At 68.8% G+C, this 18,328-nt stretch carries 17 protein-coding genes; 9 read left to right on the forward strand and 8 right to left on the reverse strand.

The features are described from left to right. Positions 1 to 389: 389 nt before the first annotated feature. Positions 390 to 839 (forward strand): Ig-like domain-containing protein, encoded by a 450-nt coding sequence (locus G9C85_RS07975; protein ID WP_166038626.1) that lies wholly within the window; start codon positions 390 to 392, stop codon positions 837 to 839. Between the two features lie 39 nt (positions 840 to 878). Here the strand turns inward: G9C85_RS07975 and G9C85_RS07980 are convergent, their stop codons facing one another. The 4 genes from G9C85_RS07980 to G9C85_RS07995 all read right to left on the reverse strand — a co-directional run bounded on the left by G9C85_RS07980 (position 879) and on the right by G9C85_RS07995 (position 4,023). Further along, on the reverse strand, positions 879 to 1,613 hold the full coding sequence (locus G9C85_RS07980) for a protein-L-isoaspartate O-methyltransferase (RefSeq protein ID WP_166038628.1): 735 nt from the start codon (positions 1,611 to 1,613) through the stop codon (positions 879 to 881). Positions 1,614 to 1,637: 24 nt separating this feature from the next. Continuing rightward, complete coding sequence (locus G9C85_RS07985) at positions 1,638 to 2,618, reverse strand: class I SAM-dependent methyltransferase (protein WP_166038630.1); 981 nt, start codon at positions 2,616 to 2,618, stop codon at positions 1,638 to 1,640. A gap of 42 nt (positions 2,619 to 2,660) precedes the next feature. Then, the gene (locus G9C85_RS07990; protein WP_166038632.1) at positions 2,661 to 3,293 is read right to left on the reverse strand and encodes a protein-L-isoaspartate(D-aspartate) O-methyltransferase; all 633 of its coding nucleotides are present in this window, start codon (positions 3,291 to 3,293) and stop codon (positions 2,661 to 2,663) included. Positions 3,294 to 3,369: 76 nt separating this feature from the next. Continuing rightward, positions 3,370 to 4,023: an HVO_0476 family zinc finger protein gene (locus G9C85_RS07995; protein ID WP_166038634.1), complete on the reverse strand. Its 654-nt coding sequence runs from the start codon at positions 4,021 to 4,023 to the stop codon at positions 3,370 to 3,372. A 125-nt stretch (positions 4,024 to 4,148) separates the two neighbouring features. Between G9C85_RS07995 and G9C85_RS08000 the strand changes: the two genes are divergently transcribed. After that, positions 4,149 to 4,922: a DUF5806 family protein gene (locus tag G9C85_RS08000; RefSeq protein ID WP_193570610.1), complete on the forward strand. Its 774-nt coding sequence runs from the start codon at positions 4,149 to 4,151 to the stop codon at positions 4,920 to 4,922. A gap of 641 nt (positions 4,923 to 5,563) precedes the next feature. Here G9C85_RS08000 and G9C85_RS08005 read toward each other — a convergent pair. Beyond that, positions 5,564 to 6,088 (reverse strand): hypothetical protein, encoded by a 525-nt coding sequence (locus tag G9C85_RS08005; RefSeq protein WP_166038636.1) that lies wholly within the window; start codon positions 6,086 to 6,088, stop codon positions 5,564 to 5,566. Between the two features lie 248 nt (positions 6,089 to 6,336). On the opposite strand from G9C85_RS08005, the gene G9C85_RS08010 reads away from it, so the two are divergent. The 5 genes from G9C85_RS08010 (at position 6,337) to G9C85_RS08030 (ending at position 13,274) form a co-directional block, all read left to right on the forward strand. After that, on the forward strand, positions 6,337 to 8,916 hold the full coding sequence (locus G9C85_RS08010) for a dipeptide ABC transporter ATP-binding protein (RefSeq protein ID WP_166038638.1): 2,580 nt from the start codon (positions 6,337 to 6,339) through the stop codon (positions 8,914 to 8,916). A gap of 130 nt (positions 8,917 to 9,046) precedes the next feature. Beyond that, the gene (locus G9C85_RS08015) at positions 9,047 to 10,726 is read left to right on the forward strand and encodes an ABC transporter substrate-binding protein (RefSeq protein WP_166038640.1); all 1,680 of its coding nucleotides are present in this window, start codon (positions 9,047 to 9,049) and stop codon (positions 10,724 to 10,726) included. A gap of 169 nt (positions 10,727 to 10,895) precedes the next feature. Further along, the gene (locus G9C85_RS08020) at positions 10,896 to 11,939 is read left to right on the forward strand and encodes an ABC transporter permease (RefSeq protein WP_166038642.1); all 1,044 of its coding nucleotides are present in this window, start codon (positions 10,896 to 10,898) and stop codon (positions 11,937 to 11,939) included. 1 nt (position 11,940) lies between these two features. Beyond that, a complete protein-coding gene (locus G9C85_RS08025) occupies positions 11,941 to 12,888 on the forward strand; it encodes an ABC transporter permease (protein ID WP_166038644.1) in 948 nt (315 codons plus the stop codon). A gap of 5 nt (positions 12,889 to 12,893) precedes the next feature. After that, positions 12,894 to 13,274 carry a hypothetical protein gene (locus tag G9C85_RS08030; protein ID WP_166038646.1) on the forward strand — a complete coding sequence of 127 codons (381 nt, stop codon included), beginning with the start codon at positions 12,894 to 12,896 and terminating at the stop codon, positions 13,272 to 13,274. A gap of 13 nt (positions 13,275 to 13,287) precedes the next feature. Here the strand turns inward: G9C85_RS08030 and G9C85_RS08035 are convergent, their stop codons facing one another. Both G9C85_RS08035 and G9C85_RS08040 read right to left on the reverse strand, forming a co-directional pair. Then, positions 13,288 to 14,634, reverse strand: coding sequence for a dihydroorotase (locus tag G9C85_RS08035; RefSeq protein WP_166038648.1), 1,347 nt, complete (start codon positions 14,632 to 14,634; stop codon positions 13,288 to 13,290). 66 nt (positions 14,635 to 14,700) lie between these two features. Then, a complete protein-coding gene (locus G9C85_RS08040; RefSeq protein ID WP_166038650.1) occupies positions 14,701 to 15,411 on the reverse strand; it encodes a lipoate--protein ligase family protein in 711 nt (236 codons plus the stop codon). A gap of 55 nt (positions 15,412 to 15,466) precedes the next feature. Here G9C85_RS08040 and G9C85_RS08045 point away from each other — a divergent pair, with 55 nt between their 5' ends. Together G9C85_RS08045 and G9C85_RS08050 are read left to right on the forward strand one after the other, a co-directional pair. Next, the gene (locus G9C85_RS08045; protein WP_240148788.1) at positions 15,467 to 16,360 is read left to right on the forward strand and encodes a hypothetical protein; all 894 of its coding nucleotides are present in this window, start codon (positions 15,467 to 15,469) and stop codon (positions 16,358 to 16,360) included. Positions 16,361 to 16,597: 237 nt separating this feature from the next. After that, a complete protein-coding gene (locus G9C85_RS08050; RefSeq protein WP_166038652.1) occupies positions 16,598 to 16,936 on the forward strand; it encodes a hypothetical protein in 339 nt (112 codons plus the stop codon). Positions 16,937 to 17,102: 166 nt separating this feature from the next. Here G9C85_RS08050 and G9C85_RS08055 read toward each other — a convergent pair whose 3' ends face one another. Continuing rightward, on the reverse strand, positions 17,103 to 18,239 hold the full coding sequence (locus G9C85_RS08055; protein WP_166038654.1) for a DHH family phosphoesterase: 1,137 nt from the start codon (positions 18,237 to 18,239) through the stop codon (positions 17,103 to 17,105). Positions 18,240 to 18,328: the final 89 nt, after the last annotated feature.

Consider the following 18,328-nt stretch of genomic DNA (forward strand, 5'->3'; position numbering starts at 1 on the left):
AGACGAGTCCGAGCGGTTGCGGATGTGGGTGCCAGTTCGTGAGTGGTGGGTGTCTTCGTTGGCGGAGTTGGTGTTGGTGAGCGGCGCTGGCGGTGTGCGGTGCGTCGAAAAGTGTCAGAGGCGGTGGCGGTTGGGGCCACTTCCATCACGAAGCTGCCACCGTCGGTCGACAGGTCGGTGTCCTCGGTGGATGACAGGGCGTCCCTGTCGACAGTTCGGCCTTGTCTCGGGTACGTATTAGTGGTCCCGGTGACTCAAGGAACTGTTTGAGGCTCCGTTCGCGTCGGTCTCGCCGGCTGGAGCGGGTTGTACGACCCTGGGAGTGGCCGTGTCCTAGTACGTGAAGGCGCGGGCTGTGGTTGAAGTGGGATGGGGCGGCCAGGCGGGGTATGCGATTCGATGTACTCGGGCGCGACGACCGCGCCATCGAGGGGTTACCGATTCGACTGGTCATCGCGCTCGTCGTCGGCGTGGCGAGCCTGTCGGTGATGATGAACATGCTCGCGGGCGTCGGTGGGTTGGCGGCGCACGAGGTGGACGCACGACCGACGCCGTCGGTGGTCGCGGAGGGCGAGTCGGAGGTGACGGTCCGGGTCGTCGACGACGCCGGGGATCCGGTGGAGAACGCGACGGTGGTGTTGACGTCGGGGTCGGCGGACCTGGACGGGGTGGTGTCGGGGCGGACCGGCGAGGAGGGACGCGTGAAGTTGTCGGTGTCGGCGTCGCTGGCGGCGAACCGCGAGCAGGGAACCGTCGAGGTCTCGGTGAAGCCGCCGGCTAGCGGGGGGTACACGGACGACCGTGAGAACGAGATGCTGCTCGTCGTCGAGGAGGAGTAGAGAGACGGTACTATTCGTCGTCGAAGAACAGCAGCGGGGCTATTCCCAGTCGATCCACTCGTGCTCCCAGCCGGTCTCGGCTTGGGCGGCGCGGGCGGCGCGTTCGGCGTCTTCGCGCGCGGTCCGGTTCCGTTCGAGTGCGCCGGTCTGTTCGCCGTCGACGAGGAGGGGCGCGAAGGCGACGGGGCCGTGCGTGGTCTCGGTGCCGTCGGCGTCGACGGCGACGAGCGTCTGGCTGGCGCCGCGGCCCCGCGGGATGACGAGGCGGCCGTCGGGCGCGAGCTGGTCGAGTAGCGGGGCGGGCGGGTCGACGGCGGCGGCTTCGACGAGGATGCGGTCGTAGGGCGCGTAGTCGGGGAGGCCGCGTGCGCCGTCGCGGCAGTCGACGAGGACCTCGGGGTAGCCGGCGTCGGCGAGGTTCTCGCGGGCGTCGTGGACTATCGGGCGCGTGATGTCGACGGCGTGGACGTGCCGGGCGCCGGCGATCTCGGCTGCAACTGCAGTCGTATAGCCGACGCCGACGCCGACGACGAGGACGTCGTCGCCGGGATCGGGGGCGAGGACTTCCATGAGTCTGGCGGCGGTGCTGGGGGAGAGCACTCTCGTGCCGTGGTGTTCAAGGGACTGGTCGGCGTACGCTTTGCGGTCGTCGTCGACGAACGCTTCTCGGGGGACGGTCCGCATGGCGAGGCCGACGTCGTCGGTGTTGACGACGGCTTTGGCGTCGTGTTCGAGGCTGTCGACCATGTCCTCTCGCAGCACCGCGAGCTCCATGGTCGATGGTTCGTCCGCGAGAGATTAAGTCCTTCGCGGCGTGGCGACGACCGCGTGCCGGTCGATTCCGGGGACGGCGCGGATCTCGACGGTCTCGAAGCCAGCCGTCTGGAGGGCTTCGCGGAGCGTGTCTCCGGTGCGGTGGTCGCCGGTTTGGCCGGTCGCGAGTGCGTCGAGGCGGCGCGTGGGGGTTCGCGGGGAGCGCTCGCGGACGTGTTCGACGAGGACGAGTGCGCGGTCGGCGACCGGGGGTCGGGTGGTGCTCCCGTCTGTGGCTTCTCGCGTGAGCGCGTCGTGCGCGGCGGTGGCGAAGGCGTCGAGGGCGTCGTCGTCGAGTCGCGGCGCGAGGTCGCTGGCGAACGCGAGGTCGGCCGTCGGAAGGTCGGCGGCGAGCGGCCCGGGGTCGAGTGCGACGTCGCGCGGCGCGAGCAGGGGGCGGGCGGCGTCGACGGCGCCGGGGTCGTCCCGGAGCGTGACCGCGTGTCCGCGGGCGGCGAACTCGGTGGCGTACCGGCCGGGCGCACCGCCGACGTCGAGGACGCTCCCGGCATCGGGAGCCGCGCGGATAGCGGCGCTGACGGCGGCGTTCACGGTGGCATCAGGCGTTGTCTGCTCGTACCCGAGGCGGTTCCGTTCGAAGTCGTCGGGTCGACTGTCGCGGGCGGCGGCGACGGGGTCGTCGCTGGCGATGGCGTCCGGGAGCGCGCCGTAGCACTCGAAGCGGTCGGTCTCGTGTGGGAGCCGTCCGATGGATCGGAGGTCGGTCTTCGTGAGCAGGCCGAGCGCGCGGTTCGTGGGTTCGTACGCGTCGCCGACGCGCTCGAAGAGCCCGCGGTCGGCGAGGACGTCGACGAGGACGCTCGCGGTACGTTCGTCGACGCTGGCGTGGGCGGCGACCTCACGTGGGGTGTCCGCGGATTCGAGAAGCGCGTCGAGGACGCCGGTCTCGCGGGCGGCGCCGAGCGCGGCGACGGTCGCGACCGCGTCGCGTGCATCGTCGTTCATGCGGGAGTCATCGACCGGGGTCGTGGTAAGTCTCCTGAACCCTCAGCCGCGCATCGTGACGAAGCGGACGCCGCCGCGGTCCTCGCGGTCGAGGACGCCATCGTGCTTCTCGGCGTACACGAGCCGCTGGTGGCCGTCGCCGACGGGTGCGAGGACGCGGCCGCCGTCGCGGACCTGGTCGACGACCCGCTGCGGGAGTTCGCTGGCGGCGCACGTGAGGTACGCGGCGTCGTAGGGCGCGTGCTCGGGCCAGCCGTCGCGGCCGTCGCCGACGCGGACGGAGACGTCGCCGTAGCCGAGGTCGGCGAGCGTCTCGCGAGCGCGCTCGGCGAGCCGTTCGCTGTACTCGACGGTGTAGACGTGCTCGGCGCCGACGACCTCGGCGGTGACGGCGGCGTGGTACCCGCAGCCCGTGCCGACCTCGAGGACGCGCTCGCCCGGGTCGAGTGCGAGCGCGTCCACCATTATCGCGACCATGTGCGGGGCGCTGATCGTCTGACCGTCACCGATCTGTAGCGGCCGGTCCGCGTACGCCGCACCCCGGTCGCCGTCGCGGACGAACGCCTCGCGCCGGACGGCGCGCATCGCGTCGAGCGTGGACGAGCGGGTGACGTCGCCGCGCTGCGAGAGCCGGTCGACGAGCGCCCCCCGTCTTGCCTCGAACCCCGAAGTCACGCGTGCTAGCACGACCCGCGGTGAAAAGAGTGTTCGCGTCGACGCCCGCTGCGAGTTCGAAGTCGCTCCCGTCCCGCTACCAGGCGGACCAGGCAGTGGTCTTCTCGTCCCAGGCGTACACGCGCTTGACGTCCTTCGCGAGGACGGTGTCGCCCTCGTGGTCCCGCTTCTTGAAGTCGTGGCTGACGGCGTCCTCGCGGACGGCGATGTTCTTGATCGTGAACTCGTCGTCGCCGAAGCTCTCGGTGTCGCCGACGATGAACTCGAAGTCGCCGGGGACGTACACCTTGATCGAGCGCGTCTCGTCGTTCGAGCCGTCGCGCGGGTTCGCGGTGACGTTCACGGGGACGTTGTCGACCTCGCGCGTCCAGATGGTCTGGACGTCCTCGGCGGTCGCCTGCTGGCGGCGCTTCTGCTGGTCGAGTTCGAGGCTCGTGATGCGCACCGTCATCAGGGCCTCGGGCGTGTCGAGGACGAACTCTTCGCCGACGGCGAGGGTCTCCTCGGCGGGGACCTCGGCGCTGGCGCTGAAGGACTCGCCGTCCTGACTGACGACGACGTCGGTGTCGACGGTGCGTTCCTCCTCGATGCGTGTCTTGTGCGTGTGGTCGCACTCGGTGCACTTGACGGTGTACTGCGCGCCCGTCGCCGTGAGGACCTCGTGAACCGTCTCCATGGACGGGGAGCACGAGGGACAGGGGAGGGCGACGCGCTCGGCGGTCTCGCTCATACCACGAATGGGGCGTCCAGGCACTAAAGCCGTCCGAGTTACGGCCACCGCGTGGGCGCGTGGCAGGCCACGTCGGGTTCCCGGGGGGCGAACGCTTTTTGCACCCGGCCGGGCAACGGCCGGGTATGACAGAGAACCCGCCGCCGGCGGCGGACGACGACGAGGCGACTGGCGAGGTGGAGTCGGTCGACGACGAGACGACTGGCGAGGTGGAGTCGGTCGACGACGACGGTGTGGACGCCGTCGGTGTCGACGACGCTAGCGCTGACGACGTTGGCGCCGGCGACGTTAGCGCTGACGACGCTGACGACGACGCCAGCAGTGGTGCCGAGACCGCCGCGACCGACGCTGGAGAGGCTGACGGCTCCCCGTCGCCAGGGGTGCCAGACGAGTCGAACCTGCCGGGCGACGACGAGGTACCCCCGGACGTCCAGAAGTACGAGCGGTTCACGAAGATGGACGGCGCGCAGTACGAACGAGTGAACGACTTCCTTCGGGAGCGTACGTACGTGACTGCGCGCGAGTGGGCGATCGCGCGCCTGTGCTCGGACTTCCGGACGGAGACCGGCGTGGAGATGACGAAGATCGGCGAGAACCTCCCGGAGCTGGTGCCGTTCATGACGGACACGTACACGCCGCAGGCGGTGAACCAGGCGCGGTCGTCGTTCGAGGAGAAAGTCCGGAAGGCCGGTGCGACTTTCCTCTACGGTGCGATGTGTGACTTCTTCACGGCCGAGGAGCTGGACGACGTGATGTACGAGTCGACGGAGGTCGCGAAGTTCCTCCTCGAGGTCGAGGGCGTGGACCTGTCCGTGGACGAGGAACTGGACGCCGAGGAACGCATCTCTTCGGTGATGCGGGAGGTCCGGTCTGCGAGCGAGGATCTCCGCGACGAGTAGCTGGAGCCTGCGGTCGTCGATGGACGTTCGCGAAGGTAGTAAGCCGCTGATACCGTGGTGCGGTGTCGTCGTCACCGGCCTCCACCCCCGTGATGGCCGGCGAGCGGTCACCGCGATACGTGCGTGAAGTCGAGCCGCCCGTGGGTCGGTTGGCCTGCCGCTGCGTTCGCGGCCGACGCCTCGTCGGCGCTGAACGCTATCATCCCGTATTACTGGGCTACCAATAAAGGGGGTCTACCGTTTGGAACGGTTTCTCCAGGTATAGGCCTCGTTGGGCGTCTTCAAGGGAAGTTCTGCGGTTCTCAGCGATGCGTTGAAGCGGTGGGTCGGCGGGCCGCGGATTCGGGCAATCTGACCGGGTCGAAACCGGTTCCATCACGCGATTCAAGGCTCGGTTGAGGGGTTTCTGTCGGAGGTATCTCGTCGGCGATGCCGGTACGGTCGAAGAGCGCGTCGGCTCGCGACGGTCGGAATGCGTTCCGAACGGTCGGATGGTGCGTGGAGCGCGAGACGGATTCGAACCGCGACCGCGACAGCCGATGTCGCTCGCGCGCCGCCAGCGTTCGCTAGCGTTGACAGCGGGATGAGCGGTCAGTCCCGTTGGCGTTGACGCCGGGATGATCGTCGATCTCCGAGTCAGGTCAGTCCTCGGCGGGCGGGAAGAACAGCGACGGGTCGTCGTGCGTGAACGTCGAGACGTGCTCGCTCGCGAGGTCGCGGACGTGCGTCCGCATCTCGCCCTCGCGGGTCGCCGCCTCGATCATGTCCTGGGCGGTCTCGTCGTCGCTGTCGTAGAACGCGGGCGAGACGACGGCGATCTCGCGGTCGGCGTCCTCGAGGACGACGACGAGGAAGACGATACCGGCCTCGACCGCCCGGAACACCGAGCAGGCGTCGAACGCGGCGTCGGGCGCCTCGACGAGGTCCTGGATCTCGCGCGCTCGCTCGCCGGGGACGACGAGGTCGAGGCCGTACCGGTCGACGGTCGCGTGCTGGCCGGAGAGCACGCCGATGTCGCCGGGGTGGAGTTCGACGACCTGCCAGCCGTCCTCGCGATACTCGGCGGCGGTCGCCTCCATGTCCGAGACGACGGCGTCCCAGTGGTCGAGGACGCCCTCCGGGGGCAGGTGCGCTTCGGGGTCGACGTCGACGTGGTCCTCGTTCATGCACGAAGCGGCGGGACCGGACGGCAAAAGGGTTGGGAAGCACGCCCACGCCGGACGACGGAGTACGGGCGTCCGGACGACACAGTACGGGCGTCCGAGCGACACAGTACGGGCGTCCGAGCGACACAGTACGGGGCCCGGACGACGTCGCAGGGGAGCCGGTTCGACGAGAAACCGGGGGGTGCCGGCGGGGCGACCCTGATTCGTGTGGAAACGCTTTTCACGGGTGCGACTGCCACGTTCGAGTAGTGACCGATCTACTCTCCATCTCCGGCCTGCACACGCGTTTCGATACCGATCGGGGAACCGTCCGAGCGGTCGAGGACTTCGACCTGACGGTCCCCGAGGGGAAGACCGTCGGCCTCGTCGGCGAGTCCGGTTCGGGGAAGTCCGTGACGGCGCTATCCGCGATGGGACTCGTCGACGACCCGGGGTACGTCGCCGAGGGCGACATCGAGTTCCACGACCGCGACCTCGCGCAGCGGCTCGCCGGCGAGTACCCCGAGCGTGCGGGGACGTTCGTCGACGAGGGGCGTGGCGTCGTGGACCTCTCGCAGGCGCCCGAGCCGGCGATGCGGTCGATCCGCGGCGGCGAGATGAGCATGATCTTCCAGGACCCGATGACGTCGCTGAATCCCGCGGTGACCGTCGGGGAGCAGGTCGCCGAGAGCCTGCGGCTGCACCGGTACGGGAACCGCTCGAAGGACACGTGGTGGAACGCGGTCCGCGAGATCCTCCCGAAGTTCGGTGGGAACGGCGGGATGAGCGAGGAAGTGCTAGAGGACACCGTCGACATCCTCGAGGAGGTCGGGATTCCGGAGCCGACCGCCAGGCTCGACGAGTACCCACACGAGTTCAGCGGCGGGATGCGCCAGCGCGTGCTCATCGCGATCGCGCTCGCGTGCCGCCCGCAGCTCTTGATCGCGGACGAGCCGACGACGGCGCTGGACGTCACAATCCAGGCGCAGATCCTCGACCTCATCAACGAACTCCAGGACGAGCGCGGGATGAGCGTCCTGTTCATCACGCACGACCTGGGCGTGGTCGCGGAGACGTGCGACCGGGTCGCGGTGATGTACGCGGGGAACGTCGTCGAGGAGGGCCCGGTCGAGGAGATCTTCGCGAACCCGTCGCATCCGTACACGTACGCGCTCCTCGAGTCCATCCCCCGCGAGGACAAGGACCGGTTGACGCCGATCGAGGGGAACGTCCCCGACCTCATCGACATGGACGAAGGCTGTCACTTCGCGGATCGATGTCCGTGGGCGCACGACGCGTGCGTCGGCCAGGAAATCCCGTACCTCCAGCACGGCGACGCGGGCGTCGACCACGTCTCGAAGTGCGTGCTCGAGGACTTCGACGAGTCCGAGTACCTGAGCGGCCAGGAGCCGGTTCGGTCCTCGGCGGCGACGCAGTTCGGCGACCCGCTCGTGGAGGTCCGGGACCTCAAGAAGCACTTCTCGCGCGCCGACGACATGCTCGACAAGTGGCTGTCGAGCGAGACCCAGAGCGTGAAGGCCGTCGACGGCGTGAGTTTCGACATCCGCGAGGGCGAGACGCTCGGGCTCGTCGGCGAGTCCGGCTGCGGGAAGTCGACGACGGGCGAGACCATCCTGCGGCTCCTGGAGCCGACCGACGGGAGCGTCGTGTTCGCGGGCGAGGACCTCGCCGACCTCTCCGGGCGCGACCTGCGCGCGAAGCGCCGAGACATGCAGATGATCTTCCAGGACCCGCTGTCGAGCCTCGACCCCCGGATGACGGTCGGGCAGATCCTCATGGAGCCCCTGAAGATCCACGACCTCCCCGAGGAACGGCCAGCCGAAGACCAGAGTCGGCGCGAGCAGCGTCGCGAGCGCGTGCTCGACCTCATCGACGAAGTCGGACTGTCTCGCGACCAGATCGACCGGTACCCCCACGAGATGTCCGGCGGGCAGCGCCAGCGCGTCGGGATCGCGCGAGCGCTCGCGGTCGACCCCGACTTCATCGTGTGCGACGAGCCGGTGTCGGCGCTGGACGTGTCCGTGCAGGCCCAGATCCTGAACCTCCTGGAGGACCTCCAGGAGGAGTTCGGGTTGACGTTCCTGTTCATCGCACACGACCTCTCCGTCGTCAGGCACGTCTCGGATCGCGTCGCCGTGATGTACCTCGGCGAGGTCGTGGAGGTGGCGGACACCGCCGAGTTGTTCGCGGACCCGAAGCATCCGTACACGCAGGCGTTGCTGTCGTCGATCCCGGTTCCGGATCCGACCGTGGACACGGACGACCGCATCATCCTGGAGGGCGACGTCCCCAGTCCGATCGACCCGCCGTCGGGCTGTCACTTCCGGACGCGGTGCCCGCAGGTCATCCCGCCGGCGGACCTGGACATGCCCCAGGAGACGTACCGCGAGGTGATGAGCGTGCGGCAGCGCATCGACGAGGAGTCCATCGACCTGCAGTTGGCGTGGAAGGAAGCCGAGGCGTCCGACGCGGACGAGGAGTCAACGACGGCGGCCGCGACGGACGGTGGGACGCCGGCGGGCGGCGAAGACGGGCCGGGGCCGGCGGCGGTGGACGCGTTCACGGACGTGCTCTGGGCGGAACTGTTCGAGGACCCGTCCAAGGTTCGTGGTCGGTCCCGCGAACTCGTACAGGAGGCGTTCGAGCACCTGGCTCGCGAGGACTGGACGGCGGCGGCGGCGACGCTCGAGGACCGGTTCGAGAGCGTCTGCGAGACCGTCAATCCGGTCCTGCAGGACGACGACCACCCGGCCGCGTGTCACCTGTACGCCCAGCCGGCGAACGCGACGACCCCCGATGCAGACGCGCCGCCGAGTGGCGAACGGTAAGAAGTGCCCGTTTCGACGTGATTTTACGCCGAAGTAGATCGCGGAGAGCGGACGTTTTCGCTGCCGGGGAGGCGAACACCGGCTACAGACATTATGAACGTTTATATAGGCGGCGTTTGTGGCAATGCCTATGGCAGATGGTGACAACGGCATGGAGAGACGCGACTTCCTGAAGACAGCAGGCGCCACGGCCGCCGCGGCCACGACGACGGCGACTGCCGGCTGTATCTCGAGCCTCACCGGGGGCAGCGGTGGGTCCCTCGTGTACGCTCGCGGTGACCACCCCGAGAACTACGACCCACAGCAGACCACGAGCGGCGAGGTCGCGAAGGTCACGAACCAGATCTTCGACACGCTCATCCAGTTCCAGGCGGGGAGTGGCGGACAGCTCACGGACGGGCTCGCGAAGAGCGACGGCTGGTCGCTCTCCGGTACGACCGCGACCCTCGAACTGAAGGAGGACGTCACGTTCCACGACGGCTCCGACTTCACGGCGGCGGACGTGAAGGCGACGATCCGTCGGTTCACGGACGAGAACTACGACTACTACCTCGGTACGGAGAACGCCTCCGGGTACGCCGGGTTCACGTTCGGGAACTGGGTCGATGAGATCGACGCGTCCAGCGAGTACACCGTCGAGTTCACGCTCACGCAGAAGTACGCGCCGTTCCTCCGCAACCTGGCGATGTTCGCGGCCGCGATCCTCAACCAGGACCAGATCACGGGTCTCGACGACCAGACCCAGCTCGGGACCGAGCCCAACGGCACGGGACCGTTCGCATTCGAGGAACTCGACAACTCGAACCAGCGCGTGCTGCTGTCGGCGAACAACGACTACTGGGGCGAGGGGCCGAACGTCGGCGAAGTCGTCTTCAAGACGATCGGGCAGAACTCCTCGCGAGCGCAGGACGTCGTGAACGGCGACTCGCACATCACGGACAACCTGGGTGCGGAGTCCTCGACGACGATCGAGGAGGCAGACACCGCCCAGATCAAGTCCAAGCCCGGCATCAACAGCGGGTACATGGCGTTCAACATGGCGCGCAAAGAGGAGTTCCGCGACCGGCGCGTTCGCCGCGCGGTCAGCCTCGCCGTGAACACGGAAGCGGTCGTGAACACGATCTATCAGGGCTTCGCGGTGCAGTCGAGTCAGCCGCTCCCGCAGGGCGTCATGGGCCGCAAGGACGACCTGGATCCGTACCCGAACGACAAGGAGCAGGCTCAGAGCTTGCTCGAGGAGGCCGGTGCGGCCGACATGGAGTTCGAGCTCGCGACGTTCTCGAACCCGCGCGGGTACAACCCGAGTCCGATCCAGACCGCGAACCAGTTCAAGTCCGACCTCGAAGAGATCGGGCTGACGGTGAACATCAACCAGTTCTCGACGTTCTCGTCGTACCTCGAGTACACGGACGCGGGGAACCACGACGCGTGTTTCCTCGGCTGGTACACCGACAACGCGGACCCGGACAACTTCATGTACGTCCTCCTCGACCCGAAGGTCGAGATGGACGCGGTCCCCGACGGCCAGGACTGGGTCAGCCGAGACACGGAGGGCTACAGCGTCCTGAACGCCGCGGGCTGGGCGAACACGGACTACATGCAGCTGGTGCGTGACGCACAGTCGACGTACGACGAGGCGACGCGCAAGCAGAAGTACCAGCAGGCGAGTCAGATCGCGCACGACGAGGCGCCGTGGGTGTTCGTCGACTACGCGAAGACGATTCGCGCGATCCACGAGTCGGTCGTCTCCGATTCGTTCACCGTGAGTTCCGTCGGCGGTCCCTTCCTGGAGCTCGTCGAGCTCGAGTAACGGACGCGGTCGCTCGTCTCGTCGACGAGCACGAGTCGCGGTGTCGGGCAACTCACCCGGCGTTTTCAGGACCGGTAGCGACCGGAAGAATCGCGTGACAGCGCCGCGTACTGGGCGTCGATGACAAGCGTTTTATTGTGGCCGTCTGTGTGACCAGCCAACACAGGCAATGGTCTCGAAGCGATTCATCCTGAAGCGTCTGCTGTTGCTCGTGCCGGTGCTGTTCGGCGTGGCGACGTTCGTGTTCGCCATCCTCCACCTCTCGGGGGGTGATCCGGCGCGCGTCATCGCCGGACAGCGTGCGTCCGAGGAGGTCGTCCGGCAGGTGCGTCAAGAGCTCGGGCTGAACGACCCGATCCTCGTCCAGTACGGGCGATTCCTCGTCGACGTCGTCCAGTTCGACTTCGGGAACTCGTACTCGATCTCGCGCGGGAACCCCGTTCGCGACGTGCTCGCGAGCCGGCTCCCCGTGACGCTCGAGCTCGCGCTCTACGGGCAGTTCATCGGGCTCGCGCTCGGGCTCCCGCTGGGCATCCTCTCGGCCATCAAGCAGGATTCGTTGCTCGACCACTCGACGCGCATCGGCGCGCTCGCCGGGATCTCCGTCCCGATCTACTGGTCGGGGCCGCTGCTCATCCTGTTCTTCTCGGGGTTCCTCGGGTGGTTCCCGGCCGCGGGCCGCATCGGGTCGACGGTCTTCCTCGACAACTCCTGGACGCTCCTCGGTATGGAGCTCCCGTTGACGGGGATGGTCACGATCGACACGATCCTCCTCGGTGAACCGGGTGCGTGGCTGTCGGCGGTCTCGCACCTGTTCCTGCCGGCGGTCACGATCGGCGTGTACTCGATGGCGCTCATCTCGCGGATGATGCGGTCGTCGATGCTCGAGGTCGTCCGGCAGGACTACATGCGGACCGCTCGCGCGAAGGGGCAGGGCGCGAAGATCACGATCATGAAGCACGGGTTCCGGAACGCGATGATCCCCGTGATCACGGTCGTCGGCATCCAGTTCGGGACGCTCCTGGGTGGCGCGGTCCTCACCGAGACCGTGTTCGGGATCGGTGGCATCGGGACGCTCATCGTGAGCGCGATCAACGCGACGGACTATCCGGTCGTCCAGGGTGCGGTCCTGACGTTCGCGCTGCTGTTCACGCTCGTGAACCTCGGCGTCGACATCACCTACAGCTACCTCGACCCCAGAATCCAGCAATAACATGAGTACCGAAACGCCCGACGCGACGACCGACGTCGAGGAACGCGGACCGATAGAGCGATTGCGGAACTCACCGTTCCTCTCTGACTTGCTCTCGAATCGCCTGGCGCTCATCGGGATCGGGATCATCGTCTCGATGCTCTTGATCGCGATCTACGCCAGAGTGTTCTACGACCTGCAGGCGCTCACGTCGTCCCGTCTCGGCGGGACGTTCCCCGACCGCGTGGCCCCGGGGTGGGCTGGCGGGCCGGCGCCGGCGAACGAGATGCTGTTCGGGACGGATCAGGCGGCGCGGGACATCTATCGACGGACGATGTACGGCGCGTGGATCGCGATGAAGTTCGGGACGATCACGGTCGGCGTGTCGACGGTCCTCGGCGTGACGCTCGGCATCATCGCGGCGTACTACGGTGACGTGACTGACAACGTCATCATGCGGACGATGGACGTCCTGCTGGCGTTCCCGTCGCTCCTGCTCGCGCTCGCGCTCGTCGCGATCTTCGGCGCGGGCCTCTGGAAGGCCGTGATCGCGTTGACGCTCGTCTACACGCCGCGGTTCGCGCGCGTCGTCCGCGGAGCGGCGCTGAAGGTCCTGGAGGACGAGTACATCGATGCGACGGAGGCGCTCGGTGCGAAGGACCCGCGCATCCTGTTCCGGCACATCATGCCGAACACGCTCGCGCCGATCACGGTCCAGTCGACGCTGAACTTCGGGCTGGCGATCATCGACATCGCCGCGCTGTCCTTTCTGGGGTTCGGCGCGCAAGCGGGTGCGCCGTCGTGGGGATTGATGCTCTCGAACGGCGTCGAGTTCGGCCTGCAGTCCGGGCGCTGGTGGATGTCGTTCTTCCCGGGCCTGTTCCTCGCACTGACCGTCCTCGGGTTCAACCTCCTCGGAGACGGGATGCGTGACGCACTGGACCCGCGGATGCAGGACGCGGTCGACTGATCGCGATGGACGCGGAGGCGACGACGGCCGAGCGCGTTCGCGCGTACGTCTGGCCGCGTCTCCGCATCGTCGGCGGTGCGTTCGCGGTCGGTGCAGCCTGTAGCGTGGGACTCCTTCTCGTACTCGTCGGTGGCGGCGGGTGGGCGCCGGTTCCGGCGGCGCGGTTCGCGTTCGCGCTCGGCACGCTCGCGTTCGGGCTCGGACTCCTGGGGTGGTCGGGGTCGGCGATGGCGGGCCGCGGGTTCGAGGCGATGCAGGAGCACCTGGACACGAACACGGACTGGACGGAGGCGGACTCGCGGCGCGCGATGGCACGCATCGGCGCGTTCGGCGCGGGCGCGATGCTCGCGACGGGCGTCGCGGAAGCGATCGCGCTCGGCGCGTGAGGCGAGAGTCGCGCTACTCGCGAGCGTTCTCGCCGATGGCGCCCGCGGGGAACGCGTCCTCCCTCGCGTCGGCGCCGCCGTCGTCGGCGCTGGCGTCGTACGCGAGCTCGCCGCGCAGGTAGACGCGCTCGGGGAACACTCCCTGCCAGCCCGCGAACGGCGTCCACCCGCACTTCGAGTGGAGCGCGTCGCCGTCGATCTCGGTGGCGTCATCGAGGTCGACGAGCACGAGGTCGGCGTCCATGCCCTCGGCGACCCGGCCCTTGGCCGGGAGGTCGAAGACGGCCGCAGGGTTGGCGCTGAGGAGGTTGCGGACGCGTTCGAGATCGAGTCGGCCCTCGCTGGCTTCCTGGAGGAGGAGCGGGAGCATCGTCTCGACGCCGGGGACGCCGCTGGGTGCGTCGAGCAGGGTCGCTTCCTTCTCCGCGACGGTGTGGGGCGCGTGGTCTGTCGCGACGACGTCGACGGTGCCGTCGGCGACGCGCTCGTAGATGGCCTCGCGGCGCTCCTCGCTCCGCAGCGGCGGGTTCATGCGGCCGTACGTCCCGAGCTGATTTTCTCCTCGGAGGTCCGCGCGCGACAGCAGGAGGTGATGCGGGCTGACCTCGCAGGTCGCGCCCGCCGCGCTCGCGACGTCGACGCCCTCCGGCGTCGAGGTGTGCGCGATGTGGAGGTCGGCGTCGGCGTCCGCGCCGACCTCGCACGCGCGCTCGACCGCCGCGGCTTCCGCGTCGGCCGTTCGATACGCGCTCCAGGCGTCCGCGTTCGCCGCGCGACCCTCGCCGTCGCCGGCGTTCTCGAGCGCCGACTCGTCGAACAGCGTTGCGTCCTCCGCGTGGACGGTGACGGTGACGCCCGCGTCGCCAGCGCGCGCGACGGCCTCCGCGAACAGGTCCGCGTCGATACCCATGTTCCCCGTCGAGTCCGCGAGGAACACTTCGCCGAGCGCGAACACGTCGCGCTCGAAGAGCGAGTCGGGGTCCCAGTCCTCGGTGACGCCGCCGTTGATCCCCCAGTCGACGTACGAGTCCGCGGCGAACGCCACCTTCTCGTCGAAGGCCCCGCCCGTCGTCGTGGGCGGACTCGTGTTCGGTTGGTCGACGACGGTCGTCACGCCGCCCGCGACCGCCGACTTCGACCCCGTCTCCCATGTCTCCTTGTGCCCGTACCCCGGCTGGCGGAAGTGCACGTGCGCGTCGATCGCGCCCGGCAGCAGGTGCTTGCCGGTCGCGTCCACGACCGCCTCGTCGTCCGTCGGCGATTCGCCCCCGCCGAGGTCGCCGACCGCCACGATCTCGCCGTCGTCGACGCGGACGTCCACTCGCTCGCCGTCCGCGAGCGTCGCGTTCCGAAAGAGCATACGCGACGGGTCTCGGCGCGGTTCCCTGAAGGCTCCGGTCCCAGCCGCGAATCAGCGTCGGTGTAGCTAGAGGTCGGTGGCGTCGACGACCTCGCGCTCGCGGTCGCCGACGAGCGCGTCCTCGAGCGCCTCGCGGACCACTCGGGGGTCGCTGGGACCGCCCGTGCGGGCGACGCTCCCGACGGAGTCCGGGTCGAATGGCACGTCGAGCGCATGGTAGACGGCGTCGAGGACGCCGGCGAGTTCGGCGTGGTTCGCGACGACGAGGACGCCGCTCGTGATGGCCGCGCCCGACGTGACGCGCTGGGCGAGGCCGGCGAGCTTGCCGCCGGACGGCGCCCGGAGGGAGTGCTGGCCGGGGCAGAACGAGTCGGCTGGTTCGCCGCGCTCCGCGTCGACGCCGAGGGATTCGAGCGCGCGCTCGACGTCGGTCGTGAGCGCCTCGTAGCGCTCGTCGAGGCCGCCGCGGACGCCGTCGACGGGCGTGAAGCGAGCGAACGCGAGCGTGGTCTCGCCGTCGTACGCGACCGCGCGGCCGCCGACGGACCGCTCGACCGGTTCGTACCCGCGGTCGCTGGCGGCGGCCGCGGCGGCGTCGTAGCCGTCGCTACGCGTGTCGCGACGGCCGAACGCGACGATGCGGTGGGGCGTCCACACCCGGACCGCCGGCTGCTTCGTGTCGGCGACGCGGTCCCGGAGCGTGCGCGTCGCCGCACCGTCCGCGTCCGGGTCGGGCATGCGGCCGCGGACGACGAGCGCGCGGTGTTCCGCTGGCATACCCCAGCAATCGGACCGCGGCGGTTTAGGCGCACCGTCCCCAACGCGCTGGCAGATGGCAAACGAGCAGGCAGCCGCGACGGGGATGTCGGTGACCGACGGCGTCGTGACGCTCCCCGCAACCGTGCTGGAGCGCTATCGGCGGTACACGGCGTACAACTCGCCGTACGTCGCGCACGACCGCGGGTGCGCGATCGACCTGTATCCGGAGGGCGATGCTGCCCCGAGTCCCGTCGCCGGCGAAGTGATCGCGACCGAGACCGTGCGCGCGCCCCCGAAGCCGTACGCGCCCGCGGAAGACCACCTCGTCGTCGTCGACTGCGGCCCCGTCGTCGCCCGCATCATGCACGTCGACCCGAGCGTCGAGGTCGGAGATAGCGTCGAGGTCGGTCAGGACCTCGGCGACCTCGTCCGCGCCGGGTTCTTCGCACGCTGGGTCCCCAATCACCTCCACGTCGGCTTCCGACGGCACGACCAGAACCACCTCCGGGCGGGCGGGTCACTCCCGCTCGACCTCGGCGTCGACCCGACGCCCGTCGACTGGGACGGCACCGGGACCGTCGTCGACGCCGCCGACACGTACGCCGTCCTCGACGCCCCCGAGGTGCCCGACGACGGCTTCTGCGGACTCGCCGCCACCGTCGACGGCCAGCGGGTCGTGCTCGACGGCGGGTTCCAGCACTACGACGCCGGCGGGCTGCACGCGGACGCGACCGGCCCAGTCTCGCTGCTCGGCGAGACCGTCGGCGACGCTCGCAAGAGCCCCGGCAGTGCGAACGACGTCGCCTGGCGTCCCGTCACCGTCCGCGCGAACGACCGCCCCGTCCACGGCATCTCCCTGTTCTGCGGACAGCGCGGCGACTACGCCGTCAAGATCGTCGGCGACGACCACGGCCTCGAAGCCGGCGACCGCGTCGAGGTGACGCTCGACCCTGCACCCCGCGAATGAGCAGCCGTCGCTCCGAAGCAGCCAGAGAACCGCCTCGAAGGTTCGTTCTCGCCCTTCCATCACCGTCGGGTGCCTGCGTCCGTCGGTTTGGCTGAAATAGCGATTTGGGGCTCCTCAAGACGTTTATGACTCCCTGCGAAACGGATTGCATAGAGAACGTTCGATATGAATCGACGACGTTTCCTGGCGGGTACCGGAGTCGGCCTGACGGGTTCGTTGGCTGGCTGTGTCTCACGAATGGACGATCGAGCGGGCTCTGAGGGGACAGATAGTCTCGGGATCCGGTTCTGGCTCGAAGAGGTATCACTCACCCAGTCCGAACGCGAGCAGGTGACCTCGATCGCGTTCGATGACCTGTCCAGTGACCAACGAGAGATCGTACGGACCGTGTTCGAAGAAGGCGAATACACGACAGCACACGAGTCGGCATCTCCGGCACTCGAGGCCCTTCGAGACCGCATCGAACAGCGAACGGGCAATGGGGAGACTCTGGAAGCGTACCTCAGACGGAAGGACACCTACTACCGGGTCGGGTTCGCTGACGGTGACCACATCATCGCTCACCCCGATCACTGAGACCGGCACCGCGTTCCCGATTTGGCCATACTGGATATGCGCCAGCTATTCAGCAGACGGAGTCTGAGAGAACGTGCACGAGTGAGTCGAACCGTCGAGACGTCGTCCGCTGCATCTATCGGCTCGACCCCTTCGATGACCCCGAGATTCAGGCGTTGGCGCCGCGCTATTCGTCGTCCGCGCTGCTGTCTTCGCTATCGCTCTCGTCGTCGTCCACTTCGTCCGCTTCGTCGGCGTCCTCGGGGTCGAGGTTCCCGAACGCGTCGAGGATGACCTGCTTCGTGGTCGCGCCGCGGGTCGTCCAGTGGTGCGCGTAGTCGAGCATGTCCTCGTAGATGTCGGGCTTGCAGCCGGCGGCTTTCGGGTGCCCGCCGCCGTTGACCTGTGCCGCGACTTCGTGGCAACGCTGGAATTCGTCGGTGCCGCGGATGGATGCGGAGCCCGCGGGCTTGACGACGACGCTCGCGTCCGCGCCTTGCTCGCGGAACGCCTCAGCGACCTCGTTCTGCGAGCACCGGCCGTACGTCACGCCCACCGTCACGCCGTCGACTTCCTTGATCTCGCCGCGGTCCACGGCCTTCTCGATGAGCGCGTCCTTCTCCACGCGGCGCTCCGCGAGCAGTTCCTTCGCGTCGGCCGGCAGTTCCGCGCCGTGCTCGGCGACGATCTCGATGTACTCCTCGGGCTCCAGCCAGTACGCGAGGTCCGCGAGGTCGTCGCTCCGCGGGTCCTCGCGCAGCCAGAGGTCGTGGTCGCGCGTGACTTCGGCGAGGTCGACGTACGCGTCGTCGAACGCGTACTCGAGGCTCCGGACGGCGACGTCCGCCGTGCACTCCTCCTCGCTGTCGCCGACGACGAGGTCGACGCCCGCCTCACGGACTTGCGCCGCAACGTCCTCGTCCCACTGGTGGTGGTCGAACCACCGCACGGAGTCGGCGGTCTCGACGAGCGCCGCTAGCTCGTCCTCGACGTACTCGAACTTGTCCGGGCAGAGGTCACAGACGAACACGTCCAGGCCGGGCTCGCCGTGCTCGGCGACGAGTTCCATGCCGTCCTCGAGGTCGTGCGGGCTCGCCGGCACCAGGCCCGCGTCGCCGTACGCCTCCCGCAGGAGGGCGACGCACGCCAGGCCGTCGGCGTCCGGGTCCGCGACGACCGCGACCGACTGCCCGGCGAGCGCGTCGATCGCCTCGCGCTCGCGTCGCTCCTCGTCGACCTCGTCCGGCACGAAAAAGCCCGTGCCAGGGAGCACCGACTTCCGGGCGAGGGGCATGTCCTCCTCAGCGATGAGAGACTCGTCCATACGAGAGCGAAGCCGTCACGCGGCAAGTAGCCGGCGGTTCGCGACCGCGTCGCCCTCCGCTGCCCGAGGCCGTCGCGACGGTAGCGTCG

It is taken from the genome of Halorubellus sp. JP-L1 (assembly GCF_011440375.1).
Classification (GTDB): Archaea; Halobacteriota; Halobacteria; order Halobacteriales; family Natrialbaceae; genus Halorubellus.

Coding starts and splice junctions, on each gene's coding strand:
- G9C85_RS07975 (WP_166038626.1), top strand. CDS start 390: ATGCGATTCGATGTACTCGGGCGCGACGACCGCGCCATCGAGGGGTTA.
- G9C85_RS07980 (WP_166038628.1), bottom strand. CDS start 1,613: ATGGAGCTCGCGGTGCTGCGAGAGGACATGGTCGACAGCCTCGAACAC.
- G9C85_RS07985 (WP_166038630.1), bottom strand. CDS start 2,618: ATGAACGACGATGCACGCGACGCGGTCGCGACCGTCGCCGCGCTCGGC.
- G9C85_RS07995 (WP_166038634.1), bottom strand. CDS start 4,023: ATGAGCGAGACCGCCGAGCGCGTCGCCCTCCCCTGTCCCTCGTGCTCC.
- G9C85_RS08000 (WP_193570610.1), top strand. CDS start 4,149: ATGACAGAGAACCCGCCGCCGGCGGCGGACGACGACGAGGCGACTGGC.
- G9C85_RS08005 (WP_166038636.1), bottom strand. CDS start 6,088: ATGAACGAGGACCACGTCGACGTCGACCCCGAAGCGCACCTGCCCCCG.
- G9C85_RS08015 (WP_166038640.1), top strand. CDS start 9,047: ATGGCAGATGGTGACAACGGCATGGAGAGACGCGACTTCCTGAAGACA.
- G9C85_RS08020 (WP_166038642.1), top strand. CDS start 10,896: ATGGTCTCGAAGCGATTCATCCTGAAGCGTCTGCTGTTGCTCGTGCCG.
- G9C85_RS08025 (WP_166038644.1), top strand. CDS start 11,941: ATGAGTACCGAAACGCCCGACGCGACGACCGACGTCGAGGAACGCGGA.
- G9C85_RS08030 (WP_166038646.1), top strand. CDS start 12,894: ATGGACGCGGAGGCGACGACGGCCGAGCGCGTTCGCGCGTACGTCTGG.
- G9C85_RS08035 (WP_166038648.1), bottom strand. CDS start 14,634: ATGCTCTTTCGGAACGCGACGCTCGCGGACGGCGAGCGAGTGGACGTC.
- G9C85_RS08040 (WP_166038650.1), bottom strand. CDS start 15,411: ATGCCAGCGGAACACCGCGCGCTCGTCGTCCGCGGCCGCATGCCCGAC.
- G9C85_RS08045 (WP_240148788.1), top strand. CDS start 15,467: ATGGCAAACGAGCAGGCAGCCGCGACGGGGATGTCGGTGACCGACGGC.
- G9C85_RS08050 (WP_166038652.1), top strand. CDS start 16,598: ATGGACGATCGAGCGGGCTCTGAGGGGACAGATAGTCTCGGGATCCGG.
- G9C85_RS08055 (WP_166038654.1), bottom strand. CDS start 18,239: ATGGACGAGTCTCTCATCGCTGAGGAGGACATGCCCCTCGCCCGGAAG.